We start from the raw sequence: 16,181 nt of genomic DNA on the forward strand, positions 1-16,181 counted from the left end.
TGGACGGCGGAGCCCGCTGTGGACAGCCACCGATCCGACCGATGATCTGCTATGTGCCGGCGCTCGACCCCGCCCCTAGGCTGGGCCGGTGACGAAGGACTGGTACGCCTGGCACGACGACTACGACGAGCCGGGATCGGCGCTTTCCCGCCGGCTGGCCGAGCTACGGACGCGGCTGCGGGAGGCGCTCGACAGCGCCCGGCCGGGGCCGCTGCGGGCGGTGAGCCTCTGTGCCGGGCAGGGCCGGGACCTGATCCCGGTGCTGGCCGGGCATCCGCGCCGGGACGACGTGACCGCCCGGCTGGTCGAGCTGGATCCGCGCAACGCCGAGGTGGCCCGGGCGGCCGCCGCCGACGCCGGCCTCACCCGGGTGGAGGTGGTGGTCGGGGACGCCGCCCGCACCGACGCGTACGCCGACCTGGCGCCGGCGGACCTGGTGCTCGCCTGCGGTGTGTTCGGCAACATCTCCGAGGCGGACATCCGGCGCACCGTTCGGTACTGCGCGGCGCTCTGCGCCACCGGCGGGACGGTCTTCTGGACCCGGCACCGGCGCAGCCCGGACCTGGTGCCGGCGATCTGCGACTGGTTCGCCGAGGAGGGCTTCGTCCCGGTGTCGGTGAGCAGCCCGGCGGACGGCGTCGGCGTGGGCGTGCACCGCTTCGCCGGCGAACCCCGGCCGCTGCCGCCCGGGGTGACCATGTTCGAGTTCGTCGGCGACGGCCGCCTGCCGTGACCGGAACGGGCAGCACCCGAGGCGGCACGCCCATCCCGACCGGGACAGGCAACCACTCGAGGCGGCACGCCCGTCCCGACCCGGAACAGGCGGCCTCCGGCCGGTCCGGGCCCGGCCGGAGGTTCTAGGCTGGGCGCGCGTACGGCGGACGCCGCCGGCGCGGACCGGGAGGCCACCATGACCACTGTGGACGAGGTGAGCCGGCCGTCGCGGCTGGCCGAGCCGGACGAGACGATCAGCGCCGAGGAGCTGCAACTGGCGGCCCGCAACCACGGCATCCCGCTGGAGGCGCTCCGCTACGACGTGACCCCGGCGGGGTTGCACTACCTGCTCATCCACTACGACATCCCCGACCTCGACCCGGCCGGTCACCTGCTGCGGGTGGACGGCGCGGTGGCGCGGCCGCTCACTCTCGACCTGGCCGACCTGCGGGCCCGGCCCCGGGTCACCCACCGGGTGACGCTCGAGTGCGCGGGCAACGGGCGGGCCCTGCTGCACCCCCGCCCGGTGAGCCAACCGTGGCTGGTGGAGGCGGTCGGCAACGCGGAGTGGACCGGCACCCCGCTGGCGCCGCTGCTGCGCGAGGCGGGCCTGGACGCCGACGCCGTGGACGTGGTCTTCACCGGCGCCGACCACGGCATCGAGCGGGGTGTCGAGCAGGACTACCAGCGGGCGCTGCCGGTCGCCGAGGCGCTGCGCGAGGAGGTGCTGCTGGCGTACGAGATGAACGGCGCTCCCCTGCTGCCGCAGCACGGCGCTCCGCTGCGGCTCATCGTGCCCGGCTGGTACGGGATGGCGCACGTCAAGTGGCTGCGCTCGATCAGCGTGCTGACCGAGCCGTTCACCGGCTACCAGAACGCGGTGGCCTACCGGCTGCGGCAGGACGCCGACGACCCGGGCGTGCCGGTGACCCGGATCGAGCCGCGCGCGCTGGTCCGGCCGCCCGGCTTCCCGGACTTCATGTCCCGGACCCGGGTGCTCCGGCCGGGACCGTGCAAGCTGGACGGTCGGGCCTGGTCCGGCCACGCCCCGGTGGTGGCGGTGGAGGTGACCACGGACGGCGGCGCGACCTGGGCGTCGGCCACCCTGGACGAACCGACCGGCGGCGAGTTCGCCTGGCGGCGCTGGCGCTACGAATGGGACGCGCCGCCGGGCCGGCACGTGCTGAGTGCCCGGGCCACCGACGCCACCGGCCGGACCCAGCCCGTCGAGCAGCCCTGGAACCGCGGCGGCTTCGCGAACAACCTCGTCCAGCGGGTGGACGTGGCGGTCATCCCCACCTGACGCCCCCACCCGAGGCCCGCGGGGTCAAGGTCGATCATGGAGCTGTTGTCATCCGCCACCGGCGTGTCGCGACAACTTCATGATCAACGCGGCCGTCTACCGGGGCGCAGCGCGGGGAGGGTGGGGTGGGGTCGGCGTGGGGGTGCCGACGGGGTGGGTCAGCCGCCGAAGCCGGAGTCGGCGGGCAGGGAGATGTCTGGCTTCTCCAGCTCCTCGACGTTGACGTCCTTGAACGTCATCACCCGGACATTCTTCACGAACCGCGCGGGGCGGTACATGTCCCACACCCAGGCGTCGTGCATCTCGACCTCGAAGTAGACCTCGCCGTCGGAGTTGCGCACGTGCAGGTCGACCTGGTTGGCGAGGTAGAAGCGGCGTTCCGTCTCCACCACGTAGGAGAACTGGCGGACAATGTCGCGGTACTCCCGGTAGAGCTGCAGCTCCATCTCGGTCTCGTACTTCTCGAGATCTTCCGCGCTCATCGCACTCCGCCTTCCATGACCACATCTTCCCCCACCGGCGCCGAGGGCCGAGGCTGCTCGCCCAACGCCACGCCGACGGTACCCCTTGCCGCGCCGAAGTGCTCCATCGGCTCGTCCGGGCTTGCGCCCACCGGTCGGCGCGAGCGCGGTGGGCGGCCGTCGCGCCCGGAGACGGCGGCCACGTTGACGTACGAGAACCGGTGCTCCCGGCACGGCCCGCGCTCGCGCAGCGCCGCGCTGTGCTCCGGCGTGATGTAACCCTTGTGCTCGGCGAACCCGTAACCGGGGAAGGTTCCGTCCAGCTCGACCATGATCCGGTCCCGGGTGACCTTGGCCAGCACGCTGGCCGCCGCCACGCAGGCGGCCACCCGGTCGCCCTTCCAGACGGCCAGCCCCGGCACGTCCAGGCCGTCCACCCCGAAGCCGTCGGTCAGCACATACTCGGGCCGGGTGGTCAGCGAGGCCAGCGCCCGGCGCATCGCGGCCAGGTTGCACACGTGCAGGCCGCGGGCGTCGACCTCCTCGGCCGGGATCACCACCACGGCGTACGCCAGCGCCCGGGCGACCACCTCGTCGTAGACCCGCTCCCGGCTGGCCGGGGTGAGCAGCTTGGAGTCGGCCAGCCCGTCGATCTCGCCGCGGCGGCCCTCGGGCAGGATCGCCGCGGCGGCGACCAGCGGCCCGGCGCAGGCGCCCCGGCCGGCCTCGTCGGCCCCGGCCACGTGCCGGAAGCCGCGCCGCTGCAGCGCCCGCTCCAGCGCGTAGAGCCCGGCCTCACGGCGCACCACGGTGCGCGGCGGGGTCAGCACGGCGCACCTCCGGCGGTCGGCGACAGCACCCGGGCCAGCACCGTGGGCAGGTCGGGCGGGTAGTAGCGCTCGTCGGTGCCGGCCAGCTCGTCGACCGACCACCAGCGGTGCCCGTCCACGCTGGCCCGCTCGACGTCGCTGAAGCCGGTCGTGTCCACCTCCCAGGCCGGCACCCGGACCAGGAAGAACTCCTGCTCCTGCCGGTACCAGACCCCGTCGAAGGGGAACTCGATGGTGTCCCGCCAGACCGGCTCGCCGAGCTGCTCGGGGGTCAGCCGCAGCCCGGTCTCCTCGACCAGCTCGCGGGCGGCCCCGACCGCCGGGGACTCCCCCGGATCCAGGCCGCCGCCCGGGGTGAACCAGTAGCGGTGGTCGGGCCGGGCCGGGTCGAACCCGGCGAAGAGCAGCACCCGACCGGCCGCGTCGACGAGCAGCACGCGGGCCGCGCGCCGAGGGGTGTAGACCGTCACCGCACCAGCCTGCCAGACGCCGCCGACAACGCCCACGCCCCCGCCGGGATCGGCCCGCCGCGCGCCGGCGCCGGATCCGCCGGTCAGGAGTTCGGGATGCTCTCGTACTGCTCCGGCACGCTCAACCAGGTGGCCCGGCTGACCGGCCAGAAGACGGTGAACGCCCGCCCGACGACCTCGTCCTCGTCGATGGTGGCCACGGTGATGTCCTGCCCGGACTGCTGCCAGTGCTCCAGCGAGTCGCCGGAGGCGGACCGGTGGTCGCCCATCACCCAGAGCCGGCCCTCCGGGACGGTGACGTCGAACTCCTGGTCGGCCGGCTTGTCCCGCTGCCCGTCCATCGAGAAGATGTACGGCTCGTCGAGCGGCTTGCCGTTGATCACCAGCCGGTCCTGCGGGTCGCAGCAGACCACGTGGTCGCCGCCGACGCCGATCACCCGCTTGATGAAGTCCTCGCCGTCGGGGTTGCTGCTCCACTCCAGCGGCGCCTTGAACACGATGACCTCGCCCCGCCGGGGCGAGCGGAAGTCGTACACCAGCTTGTTGACCAGCACCCGATCGTCGATCTGGAGCGTGTTCTCCATGGACGGCGAGGGAATGAAGAAGGTCTGCAGCACGAAGGCACGCACCAGCACCGCGACCAGGATCGCCACGCCCAGGAGGATGGGCAGCTCCTTCCAGAAGGAGCTGCGGGGCTTGTCGGTCTGCTCGTCAATCACGGGATGGAGCCTACGTTGCCCGGCTGGACGTCACCGTCCGGAACGCGCGAGAACCCCACAGCGCGGCCGTGAGCGGGAGGAGCAGGACGACACCGCCCTCCGGGGTGGGCCGCACCGGCGGCGGCCCGTCCGGGGCGGCCACGGCCGGCCCGCGTACGTCGGCGAAGGTCTCCGGCACCGAGAGGGCACTCCACCGCGACGACGGCCAGACCACCGTGAAGGCCCGGCCGACCACGTTCTCGATCGGCACCGGGCCCTGGCAGCGGGCGTCCTGCGAGACCAGCCGGTGGTCGCCCATCACGAAGATCTGCCCGGGCGGGACGACCACCTCCTCGAAGCGCCGGGAGCGACACTCGCGGGGGTTCGGTGGGATGTCCAGCGGGGAGTCGCGCACCACGTACGTCTCGTTCAGCGGGGTGCCGTTGACGGTCACCCGGCCCTGCGCGTCGCAGCACTTCACCCGGTCGCCGGGCAGCCCGATGACCCGCTTGATGAAGTCCTTCTCGCCGGGCCTGCTCACCCCGACCAGGTCGCCGACGGTGCGGCTGAGCCTGCCGACGAAGCCCGGGTCGAGCTCCTCGTCGACCTGGGGGGCCCACCGGTCGGTGCCCCGGAACACCACCACCTCGCCCCGCTTCGGGTCACGCACGTCGTAGACGACCTTGTTGACCAGGACCCGGTCGCCGACGAGGAGGGTGTCCTCCATCGAACCGGACGGGATGAAGAACGCCTGGAGCAGGAAGGTGCGGATCAGCACCGCGAGGCAGAACGCGACGACCAGCAGCAGCGGCAGTTCCTGCCAGAGCGGCATCTGCCGGCGCCCGCGGCGGGACCGGCGGCGCCACGGATCGACCGCGCCGCCCTCGTCAAGCGTCTGCACCACGCCACTCTCCGGTCCGCAGAAATGACACTACCGCCCGGGAACCCTGTCGAGGCTCCCCGGGCGGTAGTGGACGTCTCCCCGCCGCTGTCGCGGGGTGACCGCCCCGCCGCGCCCGTACGCCCAGCGTAGTGCGGGCCGGGTCGTACGACATACGCGCAGCTCAGGCGGCGTGGCGAGCGGAAGTCAGCTGGGCTGCTTCTCGCGCTTCTCCTTGATCTTGGCCTTCTTGCCCCGCAGCTCGCGCAGGTAGTAGAGCTTGGCGCGCCGGACGTCCCCGCGGGTGACGACCTCGATCCGGTCGATGGCCGGGCTGTTGACCGGGTAGGTCCGCTCGACGCCGACACCGAAGCTCACCTTGCGGACCGAGAAGGTCTCGCGCAGGCCGTCACCCTGGCGGCGGATGACCACGCCCTGGAAGATCTGGACACGGGACCGGTTGCCCTCGACCACCCGGGCGTGCACCTTGACGGTGTCACCGGCCCGGAAGTCGGGGACGTCGGACCGCTTCGACTGGGCGTCAAGGGCGTCCAGGATGTTCATCGCAGCAACCTCGTGAGGCTCACGGCGCACCGTCAGTCGGTGCGCGGGTGGGTGATTCTGATCCTCGGGTGGTGATCGGTGGCGCCGACCCCGGTCGGGGATCCTCGCAGCCGTCCGCGGCGCGGCCGGATGCGGCAACCCCTCTACTTTGCCACATCCTCCGGTGGCGGCTGAAATCCGGCCCGCTCCAACGCCGCGACGTCCCGTTTGTCCAGGCGCGCCGGGTCCAGCGCGGCGAGCAGGTCGGGCCGGCGACGCGCGGTGCGGACCAGCCCCTCCTCCCGCCGCCAGCGGGCGATCCGGCCGTGGTCGCCGGAGCGGAGCACCTCGGGCACGTCCAGGCCGCGCCAGCTCGGCGGCTTGGTGTAGACGGGGGCCTCCAGCAGGCCGTGCGCGTGCGACTCCTCGTCCAGCGAGCCGGCGTTGCCGAGCACCCCGGGCAGCAGCCGGGTGACCGCCTCCAAAATCACCAGCACCGCGACCTCGCCGCCGAAGAGCACGTAGTCGCCGAGGGAGACCTCGGTGACCGGCATCCGGGTGGCGGCGTGGTCGAGCACCCGCTGGTCGATGCCCTCGTACCGGCCGCAGGCGAAGAGCAGGTGCGGCTCGGCGGCCAGCTCGTGGGCCAGCGCCTGGGTGAACGGGACGCCCACCGGAGCGGGCACCAGCAGTCGCGGCGGGGTCAGCTCCGCCGGTGCGAGCGCGTCGAGCGCCTCGCCCCACGGCTCCGGCCGCATCACCATGCCCGGCCCGCCGCCGTACGGGGTGTCGTCGACCGTGCGGTGCACGTCGTGGGTCCAGGTGCGCAGGTCGTGTACGGCCAGCCGGAGCGTGCCGTTGGCCCGGGCCTTGCCGATGAGCGACAGCTCCAGCGGGGCGAGGTACTCCGGGAAGATCGACACGATGTCGACGCGCATGCGGGGGTGCTCCGGCGGGTCAGAGGTCGAGCAGACCGGCTGGCGGGTCGACGACCACGCGGCCACCGGCCAGGTCGACCTCGGGAACGATCGCCTTGACGAACGGGATCAGCGCGGTCTTCCCCTCGGGGCGGCGCAGCACCAGCAGGTCGGAGGCGGGGGCGTGGTCGATCCGGGCCACCTCGCCGAGCGGCTCGCCGGCCGGGGTGACCGCGGCGAGCCCGACGAGCTGGTGGTCGTTGAACTCCTCCGGGTCCTCCGGCGGGGCCACGTCGGCGCTGTCCACCCCGAGCAGGGTGCCGCGCAGCGCCTCGGCGACGTCCCGGTCCAGCACACCCTCGAAGGCCACCAGCAGCCGGCCCTGGTGCCACCGGGCGGACTCCACGGTCAGTTCGGCGGGCACCCGGAACGGCACCCCCGGGCCCGCGGACGGCGAGGTGGGCGGGGGCGTCGCCCCCGGCTCGGTGCGCAGCACCATGCCGGGGGCGAACCGCGCCTCGGGTTCGTCGGTCCGCACTTCCACGGTGACCTCACCGCGGATGCCGTGCGGCTTACCGATCCTGCCGACGATGAGCAGCATCAGTACGAGTCGACGATGTCGACGCGTACGCCGCGTCCACCGATGGAGCCGATCACCTGGCGCAGCGCCTTGGCGGTCCGGCCGGACCGCCCGATCACCGTGCCGAGGTCCTCCGGGTGCACGCGGACTTCCAGCCGCTTGCCCCGACGGTTGTCGACCAGCCGGACACGGACATCGTCCGGGTGGTCGACGATGCCCTTGACCAGGTGCTCCAGCGCCGGACGCAGAGCCACGTCAGGCCTGCTCGCCGGAGTCCGCACCGGCCTGCTCCTCCGTCTTCGGCGCCTCCTCGGCGGCCGGAGCCTCGGCCTTGGCGGCCTTCTTGGCCGGCTTGGCCGGAGCCTCGGCCAGCCCGGCGGCGGCCTTCGCCTCGGCCTCGTACGCCGCGGTGCGGTCGGCCCGCTCGGGGGCCACCTTCAGCGGCGGCGGGGCCGGCAGGCCCTTGAACTTCTGCCAGTCACCGGTCAGCTCCAGCAGCCGCTGCACCGCCTCGCTCGGCTGGGCGCCGACGGACAGCCAGTACTGGACCCGGTCCGACTTGACCTCGATCACCGAAGGGTCCTCCTTCGGCTGGTAGATCCCGACGAACTCGATCGCCCGCCCGTCGCGCTTGGTGCGCGAGTCGGCGACGACGATGCGGTACTGCGGGTTGCGGATCTTGCCCATCCGCAGAAGCCGGATCTTTACGGCCACAGTTGTTTCGCTCCTGTTGCGATCTCACCGGCCCAACACGGGGCGGTGTGCACGGGTGAGCGCCGACCGGCACAGTGGGGTTGGGCCGGAGACTGCTCGGTGGACTGGCGACGTGCCCGGGTTAGAGGGCGCCGGGCACACGCCGGATACCAGCCAGCCATTCTGCCAGATCCGGCCCGGATCTCTCACACCGGACCGGTACGGGTCATCCGGCGAGCGGTCGAGGTGACCGAAAACACACCTTCGGCCGCCCGATCGGCGGACCGGTCAGCGCACCGGCGGGCGGTCCCAGCCGGCCGGCAACGCCTCGGGGGCGGTCCAGTCCGGCGGCGGGGCGAAGTCGCACCAGGTGCCGTCGAACGGGAACTCCCCCGCCTCGGCCAGCGCGATCACCCGCTTGCCCTCGGCCCGGACCGCGTTCTCGTCCGCCACCCAGTAGTCGTCGGGGTACGCCAGCCGCTCGGCGAACTCCTCCTCGTCCTTCCACTCCCAGCTCCGGTCCGGTCGGACCAGCACGTCGAGGTCCTGGTCGACCACGTCGACCCCGGCGAGCGCGCCGTCGTCCCAGCGCACCCCCGGCTCCTCGAGGTTGACGTACCAGGTCGCGAACTCGTCACGCGCGTCGCGGAACCACCAGACCGAGTGCGCCGCGCCGGTGGGCAGGAACTTCAGCAGCGGCGGCCCGTTCCACCGGTCCACCGCCAGCCGGTACGACGCGGCGATCCACTCGCCGAACGGCATCGCCCGCATGCCCAGCCCGGCCGCGGTGACCTCGTTGGCCACCGGGGTGTCCCGGGCGATCCAGAGCAGCAGGCCCCGGTCGTCGTCGCTGACCACCCGCGCCGGGCGGACCCAGCCGATCCGCCCGCGCCGCACGTTGCGGTGCACGATCAACCGCCCCGGTTCGAACCTCACGGAGGCGACCCTACCGGCGGCGGCGCGCCGGCCTCCGCGGGCCGCGCGAGACGCGGACCCGCCGGAACGCTCTGGACGGACACGGCCCCGCCGAAGCGATGCCGCCGCGCCCCGCACGACGCGGAAGCCGGCCCCGCCGAGGCGGGACCGGCTGCCGGACGGGTGGGTCAGTAGGCGCGGGCCAGGATGGCGACCAGGTCGGGCTCGTCCTCGCTGTCCGGCACCGAGCCGTCGGCGCGGACCAGGCAGCGCACCGTCACGCCCTGGCCGTTCGCCGCCGCCTCGCCCTCGACACCGACCGCCGACCACGGCACCCGGGCCCAGCCGGTGGCCGCCGCCTCGATCGCCTCCGCGAGGGTGCTCACCTCGGTGGTCCGGGACTGCCGGTGGGCCAGCGCCTGGTCGTGCAGCGCCCGCTGGTCGGCCTCCAGCGCGGCCAGCACCGCGCCGACCACGTCGGCCACCGGCACCGGGGACTTCGAGCCGTCCGTACGCCGGACCACCACCGCGTTGCCGGCGGCCAGGTCGCGAGGGCCGACCTCGACGCGTACCGGGTAGCCGCGCAGCTCGGCGTCGACGGCCCGGCGGCCGAACGGGGTGTCGGTGCGGTCGTCGAGCGCGACCCGGACGCCGGCGTCGCGCAGGCCGTCGCGCAGCTTGGCCGCCGCCTCACCGACGCCCTCGCCGTCCTTGACCACCATGACGTACGCCTGCACCGGCGCCAGCTTCGGCGGCACCCGCAGGCCGTTGTCGTCGCCGTGGCACATGATCAGGCCGCCGAGCATCCGGGTCGAGGTGCCCCAGGAGGTGGTCCAGGCGTGCTCCCGGCCGCCCTCGGCCGAGGAGTAGCTGATGTCGAACGCCTTGGCGAAGTTCTGCCCCAGCTCGTGGCTGGTGCCCAGCTGGAGCGCCTTGCCGTCGCCCATCATGCCTTCGCAGGTGTAGGTGGCGGTCGCGCCGGCGAACCGCTCGCGGGCGGTCTTCAGGCCGACCACCACCGGGATACCGAGCACGTTGACCATCAGGTCCTCGTACGCCTCGTGCAGGATCCGCCGGGCGTACGCGCGGGCGTCGGAGCGGGTGGCGTGCGCGGTGTGCCCCTCCTGCCAGAGGAACTCGCTGGTGCGCAGGAAGATCCGGGGGCGCAGCTCCCAGCGGACCACGTTGGCCCACTGGTTGAGCAGCAGCGGCAGGTCCCGGTACGAGTCGATCCACTTGGCCATGAACTCGCCGATCACCGTCTCGCTGGTGGGGCGGACCACAACCGGTTCGGCGAGCTGCTTGCCGCCGCCGTGGGTGACCACCGCCAGCTCCGGCGAGAAGCCCTCGACGTGCTCGGCCTCGCGCTTGAGGTAGTTCTCCGGGATGAAGAGCGGGAAGTACGCGTTCTCCGCGCCGGCCGCCTTGATCCGGGCGTCCATCTCGGCCTGCATCCGCTCCCAGATGGCGTAGCCGGCCGGTCGGATCACCATGGTCCCCCGGACCGGGCCGTTGTCGGCCAGCTTCGCCTTGGCGATCAGGTCCTGGTACCAGCGGGGAAAGTCCTCCGCACGGGGAGTGAGCACGCGTGCCATGACCGCACATCCTATGCGCCGCCCGGCCGCCCGACGCGATCGGGCGGCCCACGCCGCGCGCGGGTCGGGCCGGAGACCACGCCCGGCCGTAGACTTCGATCATCATGAACGAGACGCGGGACGCCGGACGCCAGCGGCTGCGGGACCAGATCGTCGTCGCGGCCCGGACGCTGACCGTGGACCGGGGCTGGGACAGCGTCCGGATGGGCGTGGTGGCGGCCACCGCCGGGGTGAGCCGGCAGACCGTCTACAACGAGTTCGGCAGCAAGGCCGGGCTGGCCGAGGCGCTGGCCCGGCGCGAGGTCGACCGGTTCGTCGCCGACGTGCGGGCGGCCCTGGTCGCGCACGGCACCGACGTGCGCGCCGGCGCGTACGCGGCGATCCGGCACACCCTGGCCGAGGCGGCGACCAACCCACTGATCAAGGCGATCCTGACCAGCGCGCGGGGCGGCTCCGACGAGCTGCTGCCCTTCCTCACCACCCGGTCCGGGCTGGTGCTGACCGAGGCGACCGGTGCGCTGCTGGACTGGGTCACCACGCTGGTGCCCGGCGCCGACCGGGCCGCCCTGCGGTTCGCCGCCGACAGCGTGGTCCGCCTCGTGGTCAGCCACATCGTGCTGCCCGGCGCGCCCGTCGACCAGACCGCCCGCGCCCTGGCCGACCTGGCCGTTTACCTCTTCACCCGCGCCGCCGTCATTTCCAGCCCGCCCGGTTGAGCAGGAGGTTCGGGTCCGGATCAGCCCGGCGCCCTGATCGGCACGGGGAGCGGGCGGGTCAGCGGATCGGGCGGCCGCGCAGCACGATGCGGCTGGGGGTGCGAACCACGCGCAGGTCGGCGCGGGGGTCCTCGGCGTAGACGACGAGATCGGCCAGGCCGCCCTCGACCAGGCCGGGAAAGCCCAGCCAGGCGCGGGCGTCCCAGGAGGCGGCGGCGAGCACGTCCACCGCCGGCATGCCGGCCCGCTCGTGCAGCAGCAGCATCTCCTCGGCGGCGAGGCCGTGGTCGATGCCGCCGCCCGCGTCCGTGCCGACGTAGATCGGCACCCCCGCCTCGTACGCGGACCGCACCACCTCGGGGAAGCGGTCCCGCAGCGCGAGCATGTGGTCGGCGTACCCGGGGAACTTGGCCCGCGCCTGGTCGGCGATGCCGCCGAAGGTCTGGATGTTGATCATCGTGGGCACCAGCGCGGTGCCCCGCCGGGCCATCTCGTCGATCAGGTCCAGGCTCAGCCCGGTGCCGTGCTCCACCGAGTCCACCCCGGCGCGCACCATGATCTCGACCGCCGACTCGGAGAAGGTGTGCACGGCGGCGCGTACCCCGGCGGCGTGCGCGGCCTCGACCGCGGCGGTCATGGTGGCGGCGTCCCATGCCGGCGCCAGGTCGCCGACGCCCCGGTCGATCCAGTCGCCGACCAGCTTGACCCAGCCGTTGCCGGCCCGGGCCTGCTCGGTCACCGTGGCGGCCACCTCCGCCGCGCCGACCTCGATGCCGATGTCGCGCAGGTAGCGCTTCGGCGGGGCGACGTGCCGGCCGGCCCGGGCCAGCCGGGGCAGCTCGGGATCGTCGTCGAGTTCCGGGTACGGGTACGGCGAGCCGGCGTCCCGGATCGCCAGCACGCCGGCGTCCCGGTCGACCCGGGCCAGCTCCCGGGCCTGGTCGAGCGAGGTGATCGGGGCGCCGCCGCGGGCGATGCCGATGTGGCAGTGCGCGTCGATCAGCCCCGGCAGCACGAAGCCGCCGTCGGCGATGGTCTCCGCGCCCGGCACCGGTTCGAAGGTGACCCGGTCGCCGACCAGCCAGATGTCCCGGACCTCGTCGTCAGGGAGCAGCACACCGTGCACATGCCAAGCCATGTGCACAGTCCTACCCGATCACCCGCTCCCGGGTGCGGGCAGCCCGGCCCGCCGCGCCGGGCGGCGCAGATCGACTCCGCGTACGGCAGGTCGTGGCGTCCCGTCGCCCGGACACCGCGACCTGCCGCACATCGGGTGGATCTTCGCGGGCCGACACGCGTCAGCGGGGGTGGTTGTCCCCCTTGCCCAGCTTGTTGAAGTCGATCTTCGGCAGCTTGAAGCCCGGGGGCAGCCCCTGGCCCGCGGCCAGGTCGTTGGGGTCCATTCCCGGCGGGAGCTGCGGCATGCCGCCCGGGAATCCGCCCGGCATCCCGGCGCCCGCTCCGGCGCGCGGCCGGTTGCCGCCCTTGGTGCCCTTGCGCTTGTTCTTCGGCGACTTGGTCGCCTTGCGCCGGCCGCCGCCGGGCAGGCCCATCATGCCGCCCATCTGCTTCATCATCTTCTGCGCGTCGGCGAAGCGGTTGAGCAGCTGGTTGACGTCCATGACGGTGACCCCCGAGCCGTTGGCGATGCGGGCCCGGCGGGAACCGTTGATGATCTTCGGGTTGCTGCGCTCGCCCGGGGTCATCGACCGGATGATCGCGGTGACCCGGTCGAAGTGCTTGTCGTCCAGCTCGGCGAGCTGGTCCTTCATCTGCCCCATGCCCGGCATCATGGCCAGCACGTTGGCGATCGGGCCCATCCGGCGGACCGCGATGAGCTGGTCGAGGAAGTCCTCCAGGGTGAACTGCTCGCCGCCCATCAGCTTGGCGGTCATCTTCTCCTTCTGATCGGCGTCGAAGGCCTGCTCGGCCTGCTCGATCAGAGTGAGGACGTCGCCCATGCCGAGGATCCGGCTGGCCATCCGGTCGGGGTGGAAGACGTCGAAGTCCTCCAGCTTCTCGCCGGTGGAGGCGAACAGGATCGGCTGGCCGGTGACCTCCCGGACCGACAGCGCCGCGCCGCCGCGGGCGTCGCCGTCGAGCTTGGAGAGCACCACGCCGGTGATGCCGACGCCGTCGCGGAACGCCTCGGCGGTGCGGACGGCGTCCTGACCGACCATCGCGTCGATGACGAAGATGACCTCGTCCGGGTCGACCGCGTCGCGGATGTCGGCCGCCTGCTGCATCATCTCGGCGTCGATGCCGAGCCGGCCGGCGGTGTCGACGATGACGATGTCCCGGGCCGCCCGCCGGGCGTGCTCGATCGAGGCGCGGGCCACCTGCACCGGGTCGCCGACGCCGTTGCCGGGCTCCGGGGCGTACACCTCGACGCCGGCCCGGCCACCGAGCACCTGGAGCTGCCCGACGGCGTTGGGGCGCTGGAGGTCGGCGGCGACCAGCAGCGGCTGGTGCCCCTGCGCCTTGAGCCAGCGGGCCAGCTTGCCGGCGAGGGTGGTCTTACCGGAACCCTGCAGACCGGCCAGCATGATCACGGTCGGCGGCTGCTTGGCGAACTGGAGCCGCCGCCCCTCGCCGCCGAGGACGTTGATCAGCTCCTCGTTGACGATCTTGATGATCTGCTGGGCCGGGTTGAGCGCCTGGGACACCTCCGCACCGCGCGCCCGCTCCTTGACCCGGGCGATGAAGCCCTTGACCACGGGCAGGGCGACATCCGCCTCCAGCAGCGCGAGGCGGATCTCGCGCGCGGTGGCGTCGATGTCGGCGTCGGTGAGCCGACCCTTGCCGCGGAGCTTGGTGAAGATCCCGGAGAGGCGGTCACTCAAGGTGTCAAACACGCGAACATCCTGTTTGTCGGGGTTCCGGCGGGTAACGGGCCGGCGGGTGCGGGACACCCGGCCACCGCTAGGGTAGCCGCCCACCACCCCGGCCGCCGCGTCACCGCGCACTCCCGGCGATCTTGCCGGCGGCGGTCCGGCCGCCGGCCGGCGCCCCGCCGCCCGCCGATCAGAGCTCGACCAGGCCGGACTGGTAGGCGTAGACCACTAGCTGGGCGCGGTCCCGGGCGCCGAGCTTGACCATGGCCCGGCTGACGTGGGTACGCGCGGTCGCCGGGCTGACCACCAACCGGTCGGCGATCTCCGCGTTGCTGAGCCCCTCGCCGACCAGCCCGACCACCTCCCGCTCCCGGTCGGTGAGCGTGTCGAGCCGGGGGTGCGGCCGGGGCGCCCGGGCCGGGCGGGCGGCGAACTCGCGCACCACCCGCCGGGTCACCGACGGCGAGAGCAGCGCCTCGCCGGCCGCCACCAGCCGGATCGCCCGCAGCAGCTCGGCCGGCCGGGTGTCCTTGGTGAGGAAACCGCTCGCCCCGTGCCGGAGCGCGTCGAAGACGTACTCGTCCAGCTCGAAGGTGGTCAGCACCACCACCCGGGTGGCGGCCAGCCCGGGATCGGCGACGATCCGCCGGGTGGCCTCGATGCCGTCCACGCCGGGCATCCGGACGTCCATCAGCACCACGTCCGGACGTTCCCGCCGGGCCAGCTCCACCGCCCGCAGCCCGTCCGCCGCCTCGCCGGCCAGCGCCAGGTCGTCCTCGCTCTCCACCAGCGCGCGCAGCCCGAGCCGGACCAGGTCCTGGTCGTCGGCGATCAGCACCCGGATCACCGGGCCGGCTCCACCGGCAGCCGGGCCGCGACCCGGAACCCGCCGCCCGGGCGCGGGCCGGCGGCCAGCTCGCCGCCGAGTGCGGTGACCCGCTCCCGCATGCCGGCCAGGCCGTGCCCCGCTCCCCCGCCGCCGCCCACTCCCCGGTCGAGCACCTCGACGGTGAGCGCGTCCGCGCCGTAGCCGACGGTCGCCTCCGCCTCGGCCACCCCGGCGTGCCGCAGCACGTTGGTCAGCGCCTCCTGCACCACCCGGTACGCGGCCAGGTCCACCGCCCCCGGCAGCTCACGCGGCTCGCCGGTGACCCGCAGCGTCACGGTCAGCCCGGCGTCGGCCAGCCGCTCGCGCAGCGCGTCCAGCCGGGCCAGCCCGGGCACCGGCTCCCGCCCGCCGCCCCGGCGCACCGCGCCGAGGGTGATCCGCAGCTCGTCGAGCGCCTCCCGGCTGGTACGGCTGATCGCGGTGAGCGCGATCTCGGCCTGCTCCGGACGCTTGCCGAGCAGGTGCAGGGCGACCTCCGCCTGCATGCTGATCGCCGCCAGGCCGTGCCCCACCACGTCGTGCACCTCCTGCGCGATGCGCAGCCGTTCCTCGTCGGCCTGCCGCCGGGCCGCCTCGGCGCGGCCACGGGCCGTGCTCTCCCGGTTGACTTGCACGGCGACCCCCACCGCGAACGGTACGACCACCCAGGCCGATGCGGGGAGGATCCCGAACCAGCCCGGATCCGGCCCCCGGGACCAGAACACGTGCACCAGCAGCGCGGCCAGCGTCGACCCGGCCGCCACGCCGGCCCGGCGCACCGGCAGCCGGACAGCCGCGGTGTAGCCGGCGACCAGGAAGGCCAGCAGCACCGGCCCGTACGGGTAGCCGAGCACCAGGTAGGCCGAGGTCGCCGCGGTGACCACGGCGAGGGTGGCCAGCGGGGCGAGCCGGCGCGCCACCAGGGCCAGCGCCGCCACCGCCAGCAGGACCCGGCAGCCGGCGTCGACCGGCACCGAGCCGGGCTGGTTGGCGCCGGCCAGCGGGGTGGTGAGCAGTCCGAACGCCAGCAGCGCCAGGGCCAGGACGGCGTCGGCGGCCACCTTCCGCCGCCGGTCCCGCCGCCGCTCCCGCATGGCGGTCATTCTGCCCCGGCCGGCACCCGTCGTCGTGCGTCCGCGGACGGCACCGCGGCTACGTCGCCGG

General features: G+C 73.8%; 19 protein-coding genes. 3 read left to right on the forward strand and 16 right to left on the reverse strand.

All coding sequences use genetic code 11. From position 1 onward, the window contains the following. Positions 1–88 precede the first annotated feature (88 nt). Both FHX32_RS24985 and FHX32_RS24990 read left to right on the forward strand, forming a co-directional pair. Positions 89–733: a class I SAM-dependent methyltransferase gene (locus FHX32_RS24985; protein WP_167188002.1), complete on the forward strand. Its 645-nt coding sequence runs from the start codon at positions 89–91 to the stop codon at positions 731–733. Between the two features lie 177 nt (positions 734–910). Beyond that, positions 911–2,017, forward strand: coding sequence for a sulfite oxidase (locus FHX32_RS24990; protein ID WP_167188004.1), 1,107 nt, complete (start codon positions 911–913; stop codon positions 2,015–2,017). A gap of 158 nt (positions 2,018–2,175) precedes the next feature. Here FHX32_RS24990 and FHX32_RS24995 read toward each other — a convergent pair whose 3' ends face one another. The 12 genes from FHX32_RS24995 to proS all read right to left on the reverse strand — a co-directional run bounded on the left by FHX32_RS24995 (position 2,176) and on the right by proS (position 10,599). Further along, positions 2,176–2,499, reverse strand: coding sequence for a DUF2469 domain-containing protein (locus FHX32_RS24995; RefSeq protein WP_007075222.1), 324 nt, complete (start codon positions 2,497–2,499; stop codon positions 2,176–2,178). Beyond that, complete coding sequence (locus FHX32_RS25000; RefSeq protein WP_167188006.1) at positions 2,496–3,308, reverse strand: ribonuclease HII; 813 nt, start codon at positions 3,306–3,308, stop codon at positions 2,496–2,498. Before FHX32_RS25000 ends, FHX32_RS24995 begins: the two co-directional genes overlap by 4 nt. Then, entirely contained in the window at positions 3,302–3,778 is a 477-nt protein-coding gene (locus FHX32_RS25005) for an NUDIX domain-containing protein (RefSeq protein ID WP_167188008.1), read from the reverse strand. Before FHX32_RS25005 ends, FHX32_RS25000 begins: the two co-directional genes overlap by 7 nt. 83 nt (positions 3,779–3,861) lie before the next feature. After that, positions 3,862–4,497, reverse strand: a complete 636-nt coding sequence (gene lepB, locus FHX32_RS25010) for a signal peptidase I (RefSeq protein ID WP_167188010.1) — start codon at positions 4,495–4,497, stop codon at positions 3,862–3,864. A gap of 10 nt (positions 4,498–4,507) precedes the next feature. Beyond that, on the reverse strand, positions 4,508–5,380 hold the full coding sequence (gene lepB / locus FHX32_RS25015; RefSeq protein ID WP_167188012.1) for a signal peptidase I: 873 nt from the start codon (positions 5,378–5,380) through the stop codon (positions 4,508–4,510). Positions 5,381–5,563: 183 nt separating this feature from the next. Further along, positions 5,564–5,920, reverse strand: coding sequence for a 50S ribosomal protein L19 (rplS, locus tag FHX32_RS25020; protein WP_167188014.1), 357 nt, complete (start codon positions 5,918–5,920; stop codon positions 5,564–5,566). A 143-nt stretch (positions 5,921–6,063) separates the two neighbouring features. Continuing rightward, positions 6,064–6,837 (reverse strand): tRNA (guanosine(37)-N1)-methyltransferase TrmD, encoded by a 774-nt coding sequence (gene trmD / locus FHX32_RS25025; RefSeq protein ID WP_167188016.1) that lies wholly within the window; start codon positions 6,835–6,837, stop codon positions 6,064–6,066. Between the two features lie 19 nt (positions 6,838–6,856). Beyond that, complete coding sequence (gene rimM / locus FHX32_RS25030; RefSeq protein ID WP_208419348.1) at positions 6,857–7,414, reverse strand: ribosome maturation factor RimM; 558 nt, start codon at positions 7,412–7,414, stop codon at positions 6,857–6,859. Between the two features lie 2 nt (positions 7,415–7,416). Further along, positions 7,417–7,677 carry an RNA-binding protein gene (locus FHX32_RS25035; RefSeq protein WP_172899384.1) on the reverse strand — a complete coding sequence of 87 codons (261 nt, stop codon included), beginning with the start codon at positions 7,675–7,677 and terminating at the stop codon, positions 7,417–7,419. Then, on the reverse strand, positions 7,652–8,110 hold the full coding sequence (gene rpsP / locus FHX32_RS25040) for a 30S ribosomal protein S16 (RefSeq protein ID WP_088995517.1): 459 nt from the start codon (positions 8,108–8,110) through the stop codon (positions 7,652–7,654). The genes FHX32_RS25035 and rpsP overlap by 26 nt, the downstream gene beginning before the upstream one ends. 267 nt (positions 8,111–8,377) lie before the next feature. Continuing rightward, positions 8,378–9,025: a ribonuclease FAU-1 family protein gene (locus FHX32_RS25045; protein ID WP_167188020.1), complete on the reverse strand. Its 648-nt coding sequence runs from the start codon at positions 9,023–9,025 to the stop codon at positions 8,378–8,380. Between the two features lie 167 nt (positions 9,026–9,192). Further along, the gene (gene proS, locus FHX32_RS25050; RefSeq protein ID WP_167188022.1) at positions 9,193–10,599 is read right to left on the reverse strand and encodes a proline--tRNA ligase; all 1,407 of its coding nucleotides are present in this window, start codon (positions 10,597–10,599) and stop codon (positions 9,193–9,195) included. Positions 10,600–10,703: 104 nt separating this feature from the next. Here proS and FHX32_RS25055 point away from each other — a divergent pair, with 104 nt between their 5' ends. After that, complete coding sequence (locus FHX32_RS25055) at positions 10,704–11,315, forward strand: TetR family transcriptional regulator (protein WP_167188025.1); 612 nt, start codon at positions 10,704–10,706, stop codon at positions 11,313–11,315. A 58-nt stretch (positions 11,316–11,373) separates the two neighbouring features. Here FHX32_RS25055 and FHX32_RS25060 read toward each other — a convergent pair whose 3' ends face one another. The 4 genes from FHX32_RS25060 to FHX32_RS25075 form a co-directional block, all read right to left on the reverse strand. Further along, positions 11,374–12,453, reverse strand: a complete 1,080-nt coding sequence (locus FHX32_RS25060; protein WP_167188028.1) for an amidohydrolase family protein — start codon at positions 12,451–12,453, stop codon at positions 11,374–11,376. A gap of 160 nt (positions 12,454–12,613) precedes the next feature. Then, positions 12,614–14,170, reverse strand: a complete 1,557-nt coding sequence (ffh, locus tag FHX32_RS25065; protein WP_167188031.1) for a signal recognition particle protein — start codon at positions 14,168–14,170, stop codon at positions 12,614–12,616. A 169-nt stretch (positions 14,171–14,339) separates the two neighbouring features. Further along, positions 14,340–14,996 (reverse strand): response regulator transcription factor, encoded by a 657-nt coding sequence (locus FHX32_RS25070; RefSeq protein WP_167188034.1) that lies wholly within the window; start codon positions 14,994–14,996, stop codon positions 14,340–14,342. Further along, positions 14,993–16,111: a sensor histidine kinase gene (locus FHX32_RS25075; protein WP_486481308.1), complete on the reverse strand. Its 1,119-nt coding sequence runs from the start codon at positions 16,109–16,111 to the stop codon at positions 14,993–14,995. Before FHX32_RS25075 ends, FHX32_RS25070 begins: the two co-directional genes overlap by 4 nt. Between the last annotated feature and the right edge of the window lie 70 nt (positions 16,112–16,181).

The sequence above is a fragment of the Micromonospora sp. CNZ280 genome (genome assembly GCF_011759515.1).